This window comes from Aureimonas fodinaquatilis, from assembly GCF_008369445.1.
In the GTDB taxonomy this organism is placed as follows: domain Bacteria; phylum Pseudomonadota; class Alphaproteobacteria; order Rhizobiales; family Rhizobiaceae; genus Aureimonas; species Aureimonas fodinaquatilis.
Genome location: NZ_VTWH01000002.1, coordinates 302926 through 321155 on the forward strand (window position 1 = coordinate 302926; position 18230 = coordinate 321155).

Consider the following 18230-nt stretch of genomic DNA (forward strand, 5'->3'; position numbering starts at 1 on the left):
GATGAAGCCGCAGCCTGAACACTATGATTATATCGTCATCGGTGCCGGCTCTGCCGGCGCCGTTGTCGCGTCTCGCCTGTCCGAACGGAGCAACCTGAAAATTCTTCTGCTTGAGGCAGGGCAGGCGGAGCGGGGGCTAAAGTTTCGTTTGCCCGTGCTGACACCCTTTGCTCTGGCGCAAAGCCGGGCAAATTGGGGCTTTGAAACAGCTCTGGAGGAAGGACTGGGCGGGCGTCGATTGTCCTGGCCCAGAGGCCGCGGGCTTGGCGGCTCTTCTCTCGTCAACGGAATGCTGTGGGTGCGAGGCGATGCCGCCGAATATGATCTTTGGGCGCAGAATGGCTGTCATGGGTGGTCATATTCGGACCTGTTGCCGCATTTCAAACGAAGCGAGCGCTTTTCTGCCGTGCGCAATGAACAGCGGGGACATGATGGCAATGTTTCCGTTGCAATTCATCGGCCAACCGACCGGCTGACGGACGCTTTTCTGGCTGCATGTCGAAACCAGCAGATACCGTTGATTGAGGATTATAATGCAGGGGTTTCCGAGGGGGCTGGATATCTTCAGTTCAATCTTCGCAATGGCCTGCGCCATGGAACGGATTTCGCCTATCTCGAAAGTGCGGGAAAGCGCAGCAACCTTCATATTGAGACTCGTGCTTATGTGCGCCAGATCCAATTACAGGGCACGCGCGCAGTTGGTGTATCCTATCAACGGGATGGGAAGGAACATCAGGCTCATGCACGATCGGAAATCATCCTGTGCTGCGGCGCCGTTCAGTCTCCACAACTGTTGGAACTGTCGGGCATCGGAAACGAAGAGATACTGAGCCAGGCAGGCGTTCAGACGCGAGTGCATCTGCCGGGCGTTGGCGAAAACCTGCGGGACCATCTGAACAGCCGATTGTCATTCGCAACCAGCTATCGGGGCACGCTGAATGACGTGCAACACAGTTATCGATGGAAGGCTTTGGCGGGGTTGAACTGGCTGGCCCGAAGAGGGGGGCCATTATCCATCATTGGCGCAACTGCACACGCGTGGGTCAGGACTGCACCGCACTTGCGTCGTGCGGACGCAAAAATCCAGTTGCTTCACTACAGCGCCGACCACGCGAACGGAAACATCAGCGCCCAACTGGATGCAGCGCCAGGTTTCAGCCTTTCAACATTTGTTTTGCGCCCGGAATCGGTGGGGAGTACGCACATACGCGCCCCGGAAAACACCATGCAGCCCCATATTTCACCCAACTACCTGACCCATGCAGAAGATCAGGCATCGACCATCCGATCATTTCAGATGATCCGTACCCTTGCTGACGACGCAGAATTTGCCCGTCTGATAACCCGCCAGGATCAACGGCTTAGCACACTTCACTCAGACGACGAGATTTTGTCGTGGGCGCGCGAAAGTGGCTTAAGCTCGTATCATCCAATCGGAACATGCAGAATGGGCCATGACGAAATGGCAGTCGTTGATGACAAGCTCAGGGTGCGTGGGCTGCATGGGTTGCGGGTGGCAGACGCCTCTGTCATGCCTACAATGCCATCGTCCAACACGCATGCGCCGTCTGTCATGATTGGTGAGAAGGCCGCTTCAATGATCCTTACGGGCGACGCTGCGGTTTGAAATGCATCATTGCAAAAGCATGGTGGCGATGACAGCATGAACTTGAGCAAATGGTGAAAATCGTGCGCTATCTGTTGTCAGCCCCGGCGGACACCTTATTGCCTCAGGCAAAAAGACGCTGGAGATCCGTCGATGGCGGCCAGATTTGGCCGCAACTGAAGATTTGCCGATCGTTGAGAACGGACGCTTTCTGACGCAAGATGGTGATGAAGACCGGAATGGCGCAGCCGTTGCCATCGTCAAAGTGAAAACTGTGCGTCCGTTTGTGTTGAGTGATATGGAAGCTGCCTGTGCCTCATATTTTGAAGACGGGTGGTTTGCGTGGGAGCTGGTTGATGTTCGACCGGTTCACGCCGCCAGGCACATTGTTGCTGCGCGTGGAATATACGCAGTTGAGTTCGCGCCATGAACGATCGTTGCAAGCTTTTCGATTGGTGACGGGTGGACCGTTACAGGCTGAAGACAAAGGCGCGGCTATTGCATGTTCGCTGATCATGTGAGCGCTCATGTCGTCGTCAATGTCAGCACCACGAATAACACGCCCGTTGTTGGGTCGGCATATCTGAACTGATACCGAGGCGAGGCGATGTCGCATTTCTGAAGCGTTTGAATATCGAACTGCCGTGCGGTCTCATCAGGCAAAGTTGCATAAGGAATATTATGGAACGTAAATGACATGGATGAAGTGGCTGATCTGGCCGTATTGGTCCATATCCTCTGATGCCGACCATCGATCACAGATCAAATGATAGCTTCAGCCCATCATATGCCGGCCGGATATGTGGCGGCAGTTCATTGCACAATGTCTGATAATCCAGCGGCGTGTGCATGTGTGTCAACACAGCGTTTGGAACCTTGAAGCGCGCAATCCATTCCAGCGACTGAGCCAGTGACAAATGACTTGGATGCGTCATTCGCTGCAAGGCATCGATGATCAGCCAGTCAGCACCCTTGATTTCCGCAATGGCTGGATCAGGAAAATCAGATACATCGCTGCAATACGCCACTGGCCCAATTCGAAAGCCCAGAGAATGTATGCTGCCATGGATCTGGCGGAATGGCTGAAACAGGATGCTGCCGCCCGGGCCCGGAACCTCGAAATTATGCCCGGCATCGATTTCGACATGGCGGACAATCGGCGGATAATTGCTGTAGGCCGGGGTTTTGTAGCAATAGCCAAAAGCTTCGTTGATCCGCTCATAAGCGGCGGAATCTGCATAAACATCAACAAGTTGACGGGTAATCTGCGCGTAGCCGCGAATGTCATCCATGCCGTGTATATGATCAGCATGCGCATGAGTGATCACCACCGCATGCAGGTTGTGCGCCTGGGCAGCCAGCATTTGCTCACGAAAATCCGGCCCGCAATCAATGGCAATGCTGGTTTTGCCGTTGGGACCGGTCAGTTCAACCAGCGCCGCCGAGCGCCTGCGCCTGTTGCGTGGCTCTGCGGGGTCACATGCGCCCCAATCACCGTTGACACGCGGCACTCCGGGTGACGAACCGCAGCCAAGAATGGTGAAATCCATCCTGCCTTTCACGTCGCTTCCACCCGTTGATTCAGCATATTAGCAATGGTTCCTAAAGCGTTCTGAGATCTGGCGTTTTTGAGAATAACCGGAAGAAATTATCGCTTGTCGCCCTGGCAATTTCAGGCAGATCCACATCTTTGACGGTTGCAAGAACCTCAGCCGTGTAGCGTGTATAGCCTGGCTCATTGCGTTTTCCGCGATATGGCGGCGGAGCAAGATAGGGTGCGTCTGTTTCAACCAGCAATCGGTCCAATGGCACGCCATCTGCAATTTCACGAATATCCAGCGATCGATTGAAGGCCAGAATGCCGGAAAACGAAACGTAGCCGCCAAGTTCAACGCCGACATCCGCCAGCCGCTTTCCCGAAGAAAAGCAATGCAACACAAAGGGAAATGCGCCTATTGCTGTCTCTTCGGTCAGGATACGCTCCATATCCTCGTCAGCACTGCGTGCATGAATGACCAGCGGTAAACCGGTTTGCCGTGCAGCCGCAATATGTTCGCGAAACACCCGCTCCTGCGTTTGCGGTGTTGCCTTATCGTAATAATAATCCAGGCCTGCCTCGCCGATGCCAACAATCTTGGCATTCTTGCTGGCAAGCTCTATCAGGCGCGCAGCCGGCACGTCTGGCTCATCTGCGGCGCGGTTGGGGTGCGTGCCCACCGTGGCAAACACATTGGCATAACGCTCGGTCAGCGCAAGCAAAGTGTCAATTTTTGCCACTGTGGTCGAGATTGTCAGCAGAAGTTTGACGCCGTTTTCGGCAGCCCTCTGCACCACCAGATCCCGATCTTCATCAAAATCGGGAAAATCGAGATGACAGTGACTATCGACAATAAACAACGAGTTCATTTCGCTTCAGTTTCCACAGTTTCCACATAGCGAGGAAACACGCCTTGCGGCGCGGGCATTTCAAGTCCCGGCACCAGCATAATGCCTGGAGCAAGCTCTTTAAAGCTGCGTGTCTCTGGCGAAAGCCCCAAGAGATCCAGCAGCCGCGACATTGAATCCGGCATGAAGGGTTGCAGCAAAATCCCTACCCGGCGCAGAACTTCCGCTGTGACATACAGCACCGTTGCCATGCGTGCCGGGTCGCTTTTGCGCAAAGCCCAAGGTTCCTGAGCTGCGAAATAACGGTTGGCTTCAGAAACAACCGAAACAACAGCCGCCAGCATGAGGTGCAGTTCCTGCCGGTCCATGGCCGTGCGGCTGCGTTCCAGAAGCGCTGCGCTCAGATCGAGAATAGCGGTGTCCGCGGCATCAAAATCGCCCGGCTGCGGCACTTTTCCTTCGCAATGCTTGGCAATCATCGACAAGGAGCGCTGAGCCAGATTGCCCAGATCATTGGCCAGTTCCGAATTTGTCCGATTAACGATTGCTTCGTGGGAATAATTGCCATCCTGCCCGAATGGCACCTCACGCAGCAGAAAGTAACGGAACTGATCCAGCCCGTAAGTCTCAATCAACGCCGCCGGATCAATAACATTGCCCACGGACTTGGACATTTTCTCGCCCCGGTTGAACAGAAAACCGTGCACGAAAACGCGTTTGGGCACAGGCAACCCGGCCGACATCAGAAATGCCGGCCAGTAGACAGTGTGAAAACGCACAATATCCTTGCCAACTACATGCAGGTCCGCCGGCCAGAAGCTGCTTTTTGCGCCATCTTCCGGAAAGCCTGTTGCTGTCAGATAGTTGGTAAGCGCATCAACCCACACATACATGACGTGCTTTTCATCGCCCGGAACCGGAATGCCCCAGTCAAATGTCGTGCGTGAGATGGAAAGATCGCGCAGGCCCGATTTTACGAATGACAGGACTTCATTTCGCCGCTCCGCAGGTGCAATAAAATCCGGATTGGCTTCGTATAGAGCAAGCAAGCGGTCCTGAAACTGCGCAAGCTTGAAGAAGTAGCTTTCTTCTTCAACCCATTCGACGGGCGAGCCTTGCGGGCCAACGCGCACGCCCCCTTCCCGCAGCTCGGTCTCTTCCTCGCCATAATAGGCTTCATCACGTACCGAGTACCATCCGGAATAGGAGCCTTTGTAGATATCGCCCGCATCCTGCATGCGCCGCCAGATTTCCTGACTGGCAATCTTGTGCCGCTCTTCCGAGGTTCGGATAAAGTCGTCATTCGAACTGTTGACCCCGCGGCCCATGCGGCGAAACTCTTCAGAATTCCGGTCGGCCAATTCCAGCGGTGCAATGCCGAGATCTCTGGCGGTTTGCAGCATTTTGATGCCATGCTCGTCTGTTCCGGTCAGAAACAGAACATCAAATCCATCCAGCCGTTTGAAGCGCGCCAGAGCATCCGTCGCAATCAATTCATAAGCATGGCCGATGTGCGGGCGGCCGTTGGGATAGGAAATCGCGGTGGTGAGATAATAACGTTCGGCCATGACGGATCAACATTCCATGTTTGGGCAAGCGCGATTCGGCGACAGGCAAACGCACTTTTAAACGTGGCAGATAAAGCATTGCAGCCTTGGGCTCAATGAAAAGCCTTCACGAACGGCGGGTAAATCAGGCGGGCGAATGGCCCCGTGCGGCCGCCAATCCGTGAAAGAAGGTTAAAACCACCTGCTTGCGGTCAAGGTTGAAGGCGAATGCTTCGCGCCATCTTGCATCTTCCGCTGCCCAGAAAGCAGCAAGCCTTTCAGCCTGTGCCAGATTTCCTGCCTTTGCGGCAGTTTCAGCCTCCACAGCCAGCAAGGCGAACAGGTCCTGCATCATCAGATCAAATGCTGCTTCGCGCCCCTTAAGCGTCAGCGCATCAGACAGTTTGACCAGCCCTGCCCAATCCGGATTTTTTGCCTCAAACAGCCGCGCAACTTCGGCACCCACTTCCAGCCCGCCGCTGACAAGGCGCTGAAATGCGGTGCGCAGACTGCCGCCGGATAGTTCAGCCGCGTTTGTGGCTTCCGTTGCGGTAACTCCCGCAACGTCGCTCCGCAGCAGCGGCACCATATCGTCCACAGCCAGCGGCGCAAATTTCAACACCCGGCACCGTGACCGGATGGTCGGAAGCAGACGACCCGGCATATGGTTGATCACCAGAAAAACCGAGCGAGCCGGCGGCTCTTCCAATATTTTCAAAAGGGCGTTGGCAGCACTGCGGTTCATATCATCAACCGGGTCAACAATGGCCACCCGCCAGCCCAGCCCGGCCGTTGTGTGAAAAAAGTGCATCAGCCGACGAACTTCATCCACAGTGATCTGGGTTTTGAAACCGGGCGTCCTGTCAGATTGCGGGCGAGCCAGATGCACCAGTCCGGGGTGGCTGCCCTGGGCAATCTGTCGTGCTACAGCGGATTGGTCGCCGTTTTGCGCCAGAAGCATGCGTGCAAAGGCAAAGGCCAGAGTGGCTTTGCCAATGCCATTGGGCCCCTGCAACAGCCATGCATGGTGCATTCGGCCGCCCTGCAGCGCGCCGTTCAGCTCTGCCCATGCACTGGCATGTCCGACAAAACCGTCTCTTCCGGCTGGCGGAACAATGCCGTCAATATCGTCATGATGGGCAACATTGACTGCAGGATCCAAGACTATTCACCCGTGCTCTGCAGAAAAAACATATCCACCTTTACCAGAATTTCCGCGGCAACCTCTGCTATCGGTCTCTGCGCGTCAATCACGTGGCAACGCTGAGGCTCTTTTCTGGCAATTGCCAGAAATCGCTGGCGGCGCGCTTCATGAATTTCGGTTTCTTCGCTTTCAAACCGGTCGGCATTCACATTTCCGCGCCGGGCATTGGCGCGGGCAAGCCCAACATCCGCCGGCAGATCCAGAATGAAAGTCAGGTCTGGCTGATGCCCCTGCAGAACGGCTTTTTCCAGAGCAGCCAGAAAGGGGCCGTTGTCATCCCTGCCCTGATAAACCCTTGTGGAATCAATGAAGCGGTCGCAGATCACATCCACATTACCCGCCAGATTGGGCGCGATCACCGCCGCAACATGGTCTGCCCGCGCGGCAGCAAACAAGACAGCCTCTATGTCATTGCCAAATTGCCGGGCTGCGCCGCTTAACACAAGCTCGCGAAGGATATCGGCCCCGGTCGTGCCGCCTGGCTCCCGGGTCACATGCACATCGCGGCCCCGGGCCTCCAGCGCCGCGGCCAGCCGCTCTACCTGAGTGGTCTTGCCGCTGCCCTCGCCGCCTTCGAACGTAATGAACAGTCCTGCCACTGATGGTCTTTCCAATGCATTCAAAGTGAACGTATCCAGCCGAAAGCCAACTCCTGCACAGCACCCAGCGCGCGGCTGGAAAAACTGCCCTGAGGAATATTCTCGCCCGCAAACAGATCACGGGTGATGCTGGCCTGATTCTGAATCCGCATTTCCAACTGACCGATCTTTTGCCCTTTTTGCAGCGGTGCCCGCAAGGGTCCATCATAGATCACAACTGCCTCGACCAGATCTGGCGAGGCATTTGGCACATAGGCGATGATGTCGTCATGTGTGACCAGCGAAACAGTGCTTTTCAAACCACCGAACACCTTCGCGTGGCCGATTTCATCACCGGCAACAAACAGCCGCTTGCGGGAAAATGTGGTGTTGGACCAGTCCAGAAGCCGCTTTGCCTCCGCTGCGCGTTCGGCATCGCTGGCAAGGCCACCCAGAGCCATGAAGGTTTTGCGGCCTGCCTTTTCCGTTACGCCAACAAGCGAGAAGCCGGATGCCTCGGTAAAGCCGGTACCAATGCCCGTTGCGCCAACATCCAGGCGCAGCAGCGGGTTGCGATTGCGCTGGAAAATCTTGTTCCACTCAAAATCCGGCTGCACATAGATCTGGTAGTAGTCAGGATAGGTCGATTCAATGTGCTTTGCCAGTTTGACCAGATCACTGGCGGTCACCACCTGCCCGTCCGCAGGAAGCCCGGTCGGGTTTACAAAATGGCTTGATGTCAGGCCAAGCTCCTCAGCCCGGCGGTTCATTCGGTCAGCGAAGGCCTTTTCAGAGCCGGCAAGGCCCTCAGCCAGAATAATGCAGGCATCATTTGCGGCCTGCACGATTGCGCCCTGTATCAGGGCATCCACCGGTACACTGGATTTGACGGCGGCAAACATGGTGGATGTGCGCGAAGGTGCGCCGCCCGTACGCCATGCATGTTCACTCACCGGAAAACTGTCGGTTATGCTGATTTCGCCGCGCTTGAGAGCATCGAAGACAATTTCCATCGTCATCATCTTGGCAAGCGATGCCGGGCCAAACTCCGCATCGGAGTTTTTCTCAAGCAGGATTGCACCAGTCTCGCCATCTACAATCAGTGCTTGCGCAGCTTTGGTCTGGTTGAACAGAACGGGCTTGTCACTGGCTGGCTGGGCATTTGCTTCAAAAACCAGAACGGTCAGGGCCAGAGTCAGGGCCTGCGCAAAGCGATTTGCCGAAAACCGTTCCATTGCCATCCGATGCCCCTGCTCTAAACTCCACTCGCGTTGGAACCGGCTTTACAAGTCAGTTGCACGCAGTGTCAGTCTAACAGAGTTGAGCATTCGCGCTACGGCCAAGGTGCAACTACAAGGCACCCTTTGCCAGCATCCTTAACGGATGAAAAATCAGTCTCTCAAAACAAAGGCGTCTGTTGCACCTGCATCCCAGAGCATCTGCACCACCCTGTCGGCGCTTTGGGCGCTGTTCAGCGCCAGTGTCAAGGAAGCGCCCTCGCCCATCTGTGCAGGAACAGCGTCAATTTCCAACTGACCAATCTGCGCCGTCATTGCCTGAATTCTGGTGATCAGCTTGCTGTCGGTCAGCACCCCGATTTCGATCACTTCAGCCTGGGCCTGCCCATTTGCCAGGGAGGCCAGCGCGCTGAAGGCGCGGGATTTCGGCTGCTCCGACGCATAGGACAACAAGTCGGAACGGGGTGTTGGCACGGGCGCAAATGCAACTGGAGTTACAGCATTGCCCGGCATTGAAAAGGCAGGTGCAGGGCGTGTTGCTGTCGGTGCGGCAGTGCGAATGGCGTCCAGTGAGCGAACGCCGGGCATGCCGGCTCCGGTTTGTTCGCTGCCCAAAAATGCCGTCTGAACAAGGGCTCGGTCGTCCATTCTGGTGTTGGATGCCACCATGACGCCAGATGCCAGACCATCACTGGCGGGATCAGCATTGCCGGGGCGGAAAGATGCCATCAGAACTTCGCTGTCATCGCCTTCAACCGGCGCGCGGCCAACATAATCGACCTGAACATTTGCGATGCCGTCTTGCTTGAAGTCCAGAACATCTGCGGCGCGGGAGGAAAGATCGACAATGCGTCCATGGGCAAACGGGCCGCGGTCATTGATACGGACCATTACCGAATGGCCGTTTTCCTTGTTGGTCACACGAGCATAGGAAGGCAGCGGGAATGTCGGATGTGCAGCGGACAGGTGGTACATGTCGTAGACTTCGCCATTGGCAGTCAGTCTGCCGTGGAAGTTTGCACCGTACCAGGATGCTTTGCCGCTTTTGGAATAATTCGGCTCTTCCTTGGGGTAATACCAGTTGCCGCGAACCTTGTAGGGTTTGCCGACATGCTCTCTGCCGCCGCCTTTGCGCACCTGCTTCAGGTTCGATACCCGTGGGCTGGCAGCAACGCCATATTCAGCAGATGTGAAAGCGGGCGCGTCGGGTTCCGGAGCAAGCTCGGCGTGTGTTGTCGAACCTGACTGGCAGGCTGACAGAAGTGCCGTGATGCACACGAGCGCGGCGATATTCGTTGCTTTACCACGCAACGTATCGGCGGTCAGTTTCATCGGTAATCCCCTCGGATGTGATACCTTAAACAGCGGCCTTCCCCAGAACGCGGCCATCACTCGTCAAAAATTCTTACCAAAAATTTAACAAATGATGCAAGCATTTAATGTCAATGCTGTGTTTTTGACGTGACAGCACAAAAAACGTCTAAAAAATACGGACAGATTACTTTGATGTATAAAAAGAAACATACAAACATATAAATATTATAAGAACTGAACATTCGGGTTCCTTGTCCGCTCCGGCAGATTGGGGATAGTGCATGCCGAATGCTTGGCATCTGGCCGTTTCTCAAAACCTATTGCTGACCCACCTCGTAATACCCAATCGACATCGCTTCCTGCGAGTTTCGATTGCCTGCAAAGCTCGAATTCGTTGTTTATCAGAATGTTATTTTGGCAGAACGAACCAGATTCGAAGTTAAACGCTCAAGAGAGACCTCAAAAAATTCGCCCGATGCTTCGGCACCGGTCCAACTTGTGGTAGGCCGCCTTCAACCAAGTGGAGACGGCATGATCAGAGCGCTTTATGATTGGACTATGAGACTGGCGGCAAAACCACGGGCGACATACGCGCTTGGTGCTGTGTCCTTCGCTGAAAGTTCATTTTTTCCGATTCCGCCGGACGTTCTTCTCATTCCAATGGTGATATCGGAACGCCGGCGTGCGTGGTGGCTTGCGCTTGTCTGCACCGTCACGTCTGTTCTGGGCGCTTTGGCCGGATATTTCATTGGCGCTTTTCTGTTCGATGAACTCGCAAGGCCCATCCTGGCGTTTTACGGCTACGTGGACGAGTTCGCAGATTTCGCGGTCACTTATAATGACTACGGCGCATGGATTGTTCTGGTCGCAGGCGGTTTGACACCATTTCCGTTCAAGGTGGTAACGATAGCCAGCGGAGCCACCGGCTTGAACCTGGGCGTGTTTATTCTTTCCAGCATAGCGGCACGCGGCATACGGTTTTTCACCGTGGCCGGCTTGATCTATTATTTTGGCGCGCCTGTGCGTGATTTCATCGAAAGGCGGTTGACGCTGGTTTTCACAATTGGCGTAATTGCCGTTGTCGGGGGATTTGCAGCCATTCGGTTTATTCGTTGAATGAGCCTGTCAAAGGATACCGGTAACACGTGCGAATTCTTAAAGTTGGCAGTTGCCGAAGGTTGCAATGGGCACAACTTGTAGAATGCGATCGCCAGAATCTTTACCGGGTGCTACGAACATTCCGAATTTGACGTTCCGGGCCACATTAGATTGGCTGCTAGTTGAAGACAGTGATGATAGAAACCCCATTTTACATGCCGCGAGAGTCATCCAGCCAATTAGCCAGGCTGATCAGCGACTTCGACTGGGCTTCTACCAGCCTGGGTGCGATTGACAGTTGGCCATCCGCGGTTCGCTCCACCGTCGACATGATGCTTCGTTCCCCGATTCCGATTGTGACCTTGTGGGGCGAAGCCGGAGTTATGATCTACAATGATGCATATTCGATCTTTGCCGGATCGCGGCATCCTGACCTTTTAGGCAGTGATGTGCGCGAAGGCTGGCCGGAAGTTGCAGACTTTAATGACCACGTCATCAAGTCTGTATTCCGGAATGGCGAGATTTTATCATTCAAAGACCAGGAACTTGTGCTCAACAGAGGCAATGGGCCCGCCTCTGGATGGATGAACCTGGACTATTCGCCAATCGTTGACAGTGAAGGCCGGCCGCAGGGCGTGATTGCTTTTGTAGTGGAGACGACCGAGAAGGTTGTTGCCGACAAGCAATTGCGTGACGAGCGAGCTCGCCTGCAGCAAATGTATGAGCAGTCGCCTTCATTGATGGCGCTGCTGGAGGGGCCGCAACATTGCTTTGTATTTGCCAACCCGGCCTATCAACAGTTCATTGGCCAACAGGATGTGATCGGTCGTACGGTTTCTGAAACTTTTGCTCAGAAGCATGACCTGGACTACCTGACGCTGTTGGACACTGTGTATACGACCGGTCAGACGCATCGGGAAAATGAAACGACCTATGAACTGCCGACGGATGTTGGCGTTCAGCGGCGCCATGTCGACTTCGTTTTTCAACCCATTACCGATGTCAGCGGAACCGTCACCGGTATTTTCATCAACGGGGTTGATGTTACCGAACGCATTGCCGCCCAGGAAGCCATCCGCGAACGCGAAGCGCAGTTTCAGACCTTTGCCGAGGTAATGCCGAACCACGTCTGGACATCGCGACCGGACGGAATGCTTGACTGGTTCAATGACCGGGTCAACTTGTATAGCGGGCTGACAAATGAGCAGCTTGCGGGCCAAGGTTGGGCCGGTATTGTTCACAAGGATGATCAGGACAATGCCAAACTGAAATGGCAGGCGGCGCTCAGTTCGGGGGCCCTGTACGAGACCGAGTTTCGCATCCGCCGCGCGGATGGCGAGTATCGGTGGCATCTGGTTCGCGCCTTGCCGATCAAAGACGATACGGGCTCTATTGGTCACTGGATTGGAACCAATACCGACATCCACGATCAGAAACTGGCCGAAGCAGAGACGGTCGAGGATCGCAATCGTCTCTGGAAGCTCTCTCAGGAACTCATGCTGGTGTGTGATTACGCCGGCGTGATCACAGCGGTCAATCCGACGGCCGAGCGCCTTTTGGGTTGGAGCGAGCAGGAGATGGTCGGAAGAACACTGGCAGAGTTTCTGCACTCGGACGATCTGCAAAGCACGGCAGACGAAGTCCGCAAGCTCACGGCCGGCGAAGCCACTCTGGCGTTTCAGAACCGCTATCGACGCAAGGACGGGAGCTACTGCCTGCTGGATTGGACCGCCGTTCCGGATGGCGGTCGCATTCACGCCGTTGGCCGCGACATCACTGAAGAGCGACGGCTTGCCCGCGATCGCGAACGTATCTGGAATTTGTCTCCAGTGCTGAAGGTCATGGCAACGAACAAAGGTGGAATTGTTGCTGTAAATCCCGCCTGGACAGATATTCTGGGTTGGTCAGAGGCGGACACGCTTGGAAAGAGCATTTTTGAATTTCTCCCATCTGCACATCGCGAGCCGCTCAAAAACCAGCTCAAACAGTTGGTGGATGGTGCTGAAAGAACCTCACTTTCGGCAGTGGTTTTGACCAAAGACGGCGAAGAGCGCCACATTGACTGGACAGTCATCCGGGAAAACCAGACGATCTATGGCTTCGGGCGAGACATAACCAATGAGGAGCAGGCTGCAGCCGCACTGGCCATTAGCGAAGCAGCATTGCGACAGGCGCAGAAAATGGAAGCCATTGGTCAGCTTACCGGTGGCATTGCCCATGATTTTAACAATCTGCTGCAGGTTGTCGGCGGCAATCTTCAGCTACTGGCCAAAAATGTTGCCGGTGACGACAAGGCGCAGCGGCGCGTTCAGAACGCTATGGAGGGCGTTTCTCGCGGCGCACGCCTCGCCTCCCAACTGTTGGCTTTCGGTCGGCGGCAGCCGCTGGCTCCCAAAGCGGTCAATCTCGGGCGGCTTATTCGCAGCATGGATGCCATGCTCCGCCATGCTCTGGGAGAAGCAATCGAGATCGAGACCATGGTTGCAGGTGGTCTCTGGAACACCCTGATCGATCCTAACAATCTTGAAAACGCGCTGCTCAATCTTGCCATCAACGCGCGTGACGCCATGGAGGGACATGGCAAGCTGACGATCGAGGCTGGAAATGCATTTCTGGATGATCGTTATGTGCGAGATCATCCCGATGTCTCTGCCGGACAATATGTTTTGCTCGCTGTGACGGACACGGGTACGGGCATTGCTGCGTCGGCTCTGGAGCGAGTGTTCGACCCCTTCTATACCACCAAATCCGAAGGGAAAGGCAGTGGCCTTGGATTGTCCATGGTCTATGGCTTTGTCAAACAGTCCGGCGGGCATATCAAAATCTACAGTGAGCTCGGTGAAGGAACGACAGTCCGGCTTTATCTGCCAAGATCCACGCAGTCGGAAGACGACTTGGTAAGGCATGACGCTGGACCTGTTACCGGCGGAACGGAGACTATTCTTGTTGCCGAGGATGATGAGGGTGTCCGCGAAACCGTCGTCGAGACATTGAGCGATCTTGGCTACAAGGTTCTTCAGGCGTCTGATGCTGCCGGAGCACTGGCAATCATTGAAAGCGGCATTCCTATTGATCTGCTTTTCACCGATGTTGTGATGCCAGGCCCCGTCAAGTCAACGGAACTGGCCCGCAAAGCCGTGCAGAGAATGCCGCGCCTGAGTGTCCTTTTCACCTCCGGATACACTGAAAACTCCATTGTGCACGCAGGACGGCTGGATGAAGGCGTCGAATTGCTGAGCAAGCCCTACACCCGGGAGGATCTGGCTCGCAAAATCCGGCATCAGCTTGCCAATGCTGCACAGCATGGCACCGCAAGAAGCGTCGACCCGATCCAGACAGTACGCACAGATGAAATCCGGCCCTTCAGGATCCTGGTTTGCGAGGATGAGTCCCTGATCCGTATGTCCATCGTTGATATGCTGGAGGCTCAAGGTCATTTCGTTGTGGAAGCAGGCGATGCAGGCGCAGCTCTTGCACTGCTTGGCCAGCAGGAGGTTGACATTCTCATCACCGATGTTGGATTGCCTGACATGCCCGGCACGGAGCTGGCATCCCGGGCGCGCAACAACCGCCCGATGATGCCTGTCATCTTTGCAACTGGCTACAGCCGCGTCGAAGGAGTTGTTGAAGATGACACGACACGCATTCTCAGCAAGCCGTTTGACTCGGTTTCGCTTAGCAATGTGCTGAGCCACTTCCAACGCTGATGTTCAGGAGGTATCAAACCCTCCTTTGCCTCTCGGCGGACCGACATTCCTTAAAGCGCTTTAGCGCTGGTGGTGCGGCTGTGAAGATGCCGGTGCCTGGCACCGCGCACTGGCTGGGAATGTTGGTTCAGTTTGCCGATCATGTTTCAATCGTATCCGCGAAATGAACAGTTGCAACGAGTTGCCCATGCTCGTCCATGATTTCAATCCAATGATTGCTCGACAAATCCCGGCCATCCAGAATAGCTCTGCTCATCATATCCCGTGCATCTGCAACAGCTTCGGATTGCGCTTTTTCCAGATTTTCAAGTTCTGAACCTTCGAGGTCCACGATGACATTGTCACCGCAGCAGATGTTCAAGTGGTATTTCGGCATGATTTTTTCCGGTCGCAACAACTGCATGTCCCCTGTTGTAGCAACCCTTAACTCGCAAAAAGGATGCTGAAAAACTCCAGTTTTGCGGTTTCTACAAGGCCTGAGTTGCAGGTTGTCCGCTGAAGTCGGCATCATACTGGGACTTGACGGTAGATTATGCGGCGCTTGGCCGCGGCCAGACGGCCTTCCCGATTGTGCGGGCGTATTCAGCTTCGCTTGAGCCGTAACATCCCGCCGTTCGGACTATCAGCGCGTCACGATCCAGCACTATGATATGCCCCCTCATGGCCTTGATCATCCCTTCCCCTTCCAAAATTGCCACGGCATCTGTAACGCCCGCACGGCGGGCGCCGATCATTGAAGCAAGGACAGTGTGGGTCAGGAAAATGTCGTCGCTATTGGCGCGATCATGCGCCAGCAAAAGCCAGCGTGCCAGCCTCTCGGCAACAGTGTTGTGGCTGAAGGAATGCGCCGCTTCAACCGTTTGCAGGGTGGCGGTGTAGGAATATTTGAGCAATTTTCTGTGCAGGCTGGGGCTGGCATCGATTGCGCCGCGCATGGCATCAGCAGGAATGCGAAATGCCGTGCCTGAAACTTGAACGAATGTTTCCAAAGGCGTCAGGGTCAGATCAAGCAGCACGGGTATTCCAGTCATGCCTTCGCGACCAACGCAGGAAACCTGGACGCATCGACTGCGTTCGGGAGCCGATACGATGGATGCCATCCCATCTTCGATAAAGTGCAGATGTCTGATTGGAGACAGCCGCTGCACAAGCAGGTCATTCACTTTGAGTTTTACCGGCTCGAAAAAGGCCCGCAGCAACTGAAATTCGTCGTCACTGAGCGATCTTAGCAATCGGTTTTGAACATTGCATAAATCTGGGAACATAGCCTCCTCCTTCGCGGCGGGAGACATAGCCTCTCAGTGTGCCTACGCCAGATGGTCTGCGGCACCATAAGCGGAATATGTAGTGCGCTTTTTCAGAAGGTCACGGAAGATAGTTTGCCAGCAAGCAATATCCAGGACCTCACGGGTTTCCTGCGCCCTTCAGGCTTCAAAACAGACCTTGCTGACAAGGTTGACACGGCAATCCTGAAGGCGCTAAAGACCACCTCGAAAGTCGTTCGATAGCGGATGGTGGCAGGTCTCAAACGGGGCCTATACCTGATCCAAAAAGCTAGCGTTTCCAGGCTTCGGATGGGTGGCCGAGTGGTTTAAGGCAGCGGTCTTGAAAACCGCCGTGCGGGGAACCGTACCGTGAGTTCGAATCTCACCCCATCCGCCATTTAGCTTTTCCCCAGGTTGTAAATTACCGCGAAAGCCATGAAATTCAGGGCTTTTCACAACAGCTCCATCGCATCCGGTAGCAGAGCATTCTCTGAAAGCGGGTACTAAAGCGGGTATCCACAAAGCAAAAAGCGGGTATTTTTGATGGGAGAAACTAGAAATCGATGACCACTGACGGTGCGCTACGCCGGGCGTCGCCATGGTACACAGCCTCGATATTATTGCCATCCGGGTCAAGCACGAAGGCTGCGTAATAGCCGGGGTGATACGGACGCTCGCCCGGTGCGCCATTATCACGCCCACCATGGGCCAACGCCGCTTGATAAAATGCATCCACCGTCGCACGGTCTTTGGCCTGAAAGGCCAAATGGTGCCGACCCGTCACTGCCCCCAGAGCCGCCGGACTGTCGGGCGTCGACACGACGAGTTCATCGGCCCAGAAATAACCGTCGCTCGTCCCTATGACTGGAATGTCCAGCACGTTCAGAACAGCGGTGTAAAAGTCCTGACTGGGCTTGAGGTCGCATACAACCAGCTGAATGTGATCGATCAGCCGTCCACGATGCAGTTGGGAAGTTTCCATGACCGTTCCACCCAATGTTTATCCATTGCGTCACAAAGCTTTCGATTAATCTGGATATTCCGGCTACCAAGGGCAAGAGTGAGCACCCGAATGCCGATGTGTTGACCTTGGTCAGTTTACCTTGGCCCGCAACGCCGTGGTCAGTTTTTGACAGGCTTCCGACAGAGATGCGGCTACTTTTTTACGCTGGGAAAGACAGCGTTTCTCAAATCCATGCCAACAGGCATATCCAATGATTGTCGTGAGGATAAAGGACACTGTCATCGACAGCCAGAAATCTGGAATCAGTACGATTGCCGCTTGCTGTATGGGAAAGGCATAAATGTAGACCCCGTAGCTGGCATCTCCGTATTTTGAAAAACCACTCGCCAACGGTGACAGACAAAGAATGAAAAACGGGATCCAGGCAAAAAACAAAATTGCGCTTTTTATTCCGGGCGCGAAAACTGCCAGCAGCGCAATTGCCACTATCGAGCCAACCGACGCGATCAACTTATGCGACGTAATCCTTTCCCAATAACAGGCAATCAGCGCACCGGCCAAGAAGTGAAATCCTGTCTGTGCCAGAAACCCGACATGCAAATGGAAGGTCGCAATGCGGTAAGCGCGATCCATTGTCTGGAAAAAAGGCAGGGACGCTATCGCCAGAATGCCGATCAACGCCGCTGCGAAAAGCCGCTTTGGCAGCAAGAACAGCCCGAAGATGACAATATACATGAAGAATTCATATTGAAGCGTCCACAGCGAGCCATTCACCCCCCTGTCCGGGCGATCTGTAAACAGACCCTCTATCCAATAATATGGTGGCGCAATAAATGAAAATGCGTCTTTTCTGATGTAGTAGAGGTGCGAGTCCAGGTTCTCATAGTTGTTGAATATCACCATTAACGCCAGTGAGGTTGTGGCGACGGCCACAAACAGGTTTGGCACAATCCGCAATGTGCGCGAGGTGAAATAGAAGAAGAAATCCTGCGAGCGCACGAGCGAATTGTACATCAGAAAGCCACTGACAGCGAAAAACGCAAACACAGCGACCCGCCCTACCGACGCATTCACCAAAGGGACGTCTGGCGCGGGAAATCCTGACAAGCTGTAATGATGAGAAACTAAAACGGCTGACGCCAGAAAAAAGCGGATAAAATCAAAGCTGTTATAGTGTCGAGTCTGTGCCATTTGTCACCGTCTTGTCATACGGTGCAGATACAGGACACAGACTCATTTAACTAGCAATATCCATTTATTGAGCATCTCAAGTTGAAATGTTCGGTTTGGTCACGAGCTTGCACACGTGGGCAGGTCTGTAGGA

The 18230-nt window shown here is 54.6% G+C and carries 14 protein-coding genes, 1 tRNA gene and 1 pseudogene; 5 read left to right on the forward strand and 11 right to left on the reverse strand.

What is annotated here, in order from left to right:
• Position 1 precedes the first annotated feature (1 nt).
• Together FPY71_RS07545 and FPY71_RS07550 are read left to right on the forward strand one after the other, a co-directional pair.
• Positions 2 to 1627 carry a GMC family oxidoreductase gene (locus FPY71_RS07545; RefSeq protein WP_149299276.1) on the forward strand — a complete coding sequence of 542 codons (1626 nt, stop codon included), beginning with the start codon at positions 2 to 4 and terminating at the stop codon, positions 1625 to 1627.
• Positions 1628 to 1718: 91 nt separating this feature from the next.
• A pseudogene (locus FPY71_RS07550) lies at positions 1719 to 2036 on the forward strand (ASCH domain-containing protein); the annotation flags it as partial.
• Positions 2037 to 2361: 325 nt separating this feature from the next.
• On the opposite strand, the gene FPY71_RS07555 reads toward FPY71_RS07550, so the two are convergent.
• The 7 genes from FPY71_RS07555 to FPY71_RS07585 form a co-directional block, all read right to left on the reverse strand.
• Positions 2362 to 3168: an MBL fold metallo-hydrolase gene (locus FPY71_RS07555; RefSeq protein ID WP_425457870.1), complete on the reverse strand. Its 807-nt coding sequence runs from the start codon at positions 3166 to 3168 to the stop codon at positions 2362 to 2364.
• A gap of 40 nt (positions 3169 to 3208) precedes the next feature.
• A complete protein-coding gene (locus FPY71_RS07560; protein WP_149299280.1) occupies positions 3209 to 4012 on the reverse strand; it encodes a TatD family hydrolase in 804 nt (267 codons plus the stop codon).
• Positions 4009 to 5559, reverse strand: coding sequence for a methionine--tRNA ligase (metG, locus tag FPY71_RS07565; protein ID WP_149299282.1), 1551 nt, complete (start codon positions 5557 to 5559; stop codon positions 4009 to 4011). The genes FPY71_RS07560 and metG overlap by 4 nt, the downstream gene beginning before the upstream one ends.
• A gap of 124 nt (positions 5560 to 5683) precedes the next feature.
• On the reverse strand, positions 5684 to 6700 hold the full coding sequence (locus tag FPY71_RS07570; RefSeq protein ID WP_246160188.1) for a DNA polymerase III subunit delta': 1017 nt from the start codon (positions 6698 to 6700) through the stop codon (positions 5684 to 5686).
• A 2-nt stretch (positions 6701 to 6702) separates the two neighbouring features.
• Positions 6703 to 7341, reverse strand: coding sequence for a dTMP kinase (tmk, locus tag FPY71_RS07575; RefSeq protein WP_149299286.1), 639 nt, complete (start codon positions 7339 to 7341; stop codon positions 6703 to 6705).
• 20 nt (positions 7342 to 7361) lie between these two features.
• Positions 7362 to 8555: a D-alanyl-D-alanine carboxypeptidase family protein gene (locus tag FPY71_RS07580; protein WP_149300528.1), complete on the reverse strand. Its 1194-nt coding sequence runs from the start codon at positions 8553 to 8555 to the stop codon at positions 7362 to 7364.
• A gap of 156 nt (positions 8556 to 8711) precedes the next feature.
• Positions 8712 to 9890 (reverse strand): septal ring lytic transglycosylase RlpA family protein, encoded by a 1179-nt coding sequence (locus FPY71_RS07585; RefSeq protein WP_149299288.1) that lies wholly within the window; start codon positions 9888 to 9890, stop codon positions 8712 to 8714.
• Between the two features lie 513 nt (positions 9891 to 10403).
• Here FPY71_RS07585 and FPY71_RS07590 point away from each other — a divergent pair.
• Positions 10404 to 10988: a YqaA family protein gene (locus FPY71_RS07590; protein WP_149299289.1), complete on the forward strand. Its 585-nt coding sequence runs from the start codon at positions 10404 to 10406 to the stop codon at positions 10986 to 10988.
• Between the two features lie 176 nt (positions 10989 to 11164).
• A complete protein-coding gene (locus tag FPY71_RS07595; protein ID WP_246160189.1) occupies positions 11165 to 14677 on the forward strand; it encodes a PAS domain S-box protein in 3513 nt (1170 codons plus the stop codon).
• Between the two features lie 139 nt (positions 14678 to 14816).
• Here the strand turns inward: FPY71_RS07595 and FPY71_RS18465 are convergent, their stop codons facing one another.
• Both FPY71_RS18465 and FPY71_RS07605 read right to left on the reverse strand, forming a co-directional pair.
• Positions 14817 to 15188 (reverse strand): DUF6894 family protein, encoded by a 372-nt coding sequence (locus tag FPY71_RS18465; protein WP_188052262.1) that lies wholly within the window; start codon positions 15186 to 15188, stop codon positions 14817 to 14819.
• Between the two features lie 19 nt (positions 15189 to 15207).
• Complete coding sequence (locus FPY71_RS07605) at positions 15208 to 15942, reverse strand: Crp/Fnr family transcriptional regulator (protein WP_210246259.1); 735 nt, start codon at positions 15940 to 15942, stop codon at positions 15208 to 15210.
• Between the two features lie 307 nt (positions 15943 to 16249).
• On the opposite strand from FPY71_RS07605, the gene FPY71_RS07610 reads away from it, so the two are divergent.
• Positions 16250 to 16339 (forward strand) — tRNA-Ser (locus FPY71_RS07610).
• A gap of 156 nt (positions 16340 to 16495) precedes the next feature.
• On the opposite strand, the gene FPY71_RS07615 is transcribed toward FPY71_RS07610, so the two are convergent.
• Both FPY71_RS07615 and FPY71_RS07620 read right to left on the reverse strand, forming a co-directional pair.
• Positions 16496 to 16924, reverse strand: coding sequence for a VOC family protein (locus FPY71_RS07615; protein WP_149299295.1), 429 nt, complete (start codon positions 16922 to 16924; stop codon positions 16496 to 16498).
• A gap of 111 nt (positions 16925 to 17035) precedes the next feature.
• The gene (locus FPY71_RS07620; RefSeq protein WP_149299297.1) at positions 17036 to 18097 is read right to left on the reverse strand and encodes an acyltransferase family protein; all 1062 of its coding nucleotides are present in this window, start codon (positions 18095 to 18097) and stop codon (positions 17036 to 17038) included.
• Between the last annotated feature and the right edge of the window lie 133 nt (positions 18098 to 18230).

Coding starts and splice junctions, on each gene's coding strand:
- FPY71_RS07545 (WP_149299276.1), top strand. CDS start 2: ATGAAGCCGCAGCCTGAACACTATGATTATATCGTCATCGGTGCCGGC.
- FPY71_RS07560 (WP_149299280.1), bottom strand. CDS start 4,012: ATGAACTCGTTGTTTATTGTCGATAGTCACTGTCATCTCGATTTTCCC.
- metG (WP_149299282.1), bottom strand. CDS start 5,559: ATGGCCGAACGTTATTATCTCACCACCGCGATTTCCTATCCCAACGGC.
- FPY71_RS07580 (WP_149300528.1), bottom strand. CDS start 8,555: ATGGAACGGTTTTCGGCAAATCGCTTTGCGCAGGCCCTGACTCTGGCC.
- FPY71_RS07585 (WP_149299288.1), bottom strand. CDS start 9,890: ATGAAACTGACCGCCGATACGTTGCGTGGTAAAGCAACGAATATCGCC.
- FPY71_RS07590 (WP_149299289.1), top strand. CDS start 10,404: ATGATCAGAGCGCTTTATGATTGGACTATGAGACTGGCGGCAAAACCA.
- FPY71_RS07595 (WP_246160189.1), top strand. CDS start 11,165: ATGATAGAAACCCCATTTTACATGCCGCGAGAGTCATCCAGCCAATTA.
- FPY71_RS18465 (WP_188052262.1), bottom strand. CDS start 15,188: ATGATGCCGACTTCAGCGGACAACCTGCAACTCAGGCCTTGTAGAAAC.
- FPY71_RS07605 (WP_210246259.1), bottom strand. CDS start 15,942: ATGTTCCCAGATTTATGCAATGTTCAAAACCGATTGCTAAGATCGCTC.
- FPY71_RS07615 (WP_149299295.1), bottom strand. CDS start 16,924: ATGGAAACTTCCCAACTGCATCGTGGACGGCTGATCGATCACATTCAG.
- FPY71_RS07620 (WP_149299297.1), bottom strand. CDS start 18,097: ATGGCACAGACTCGACACTATAACAGCTTTGATTTTATCCGCTTTTTT.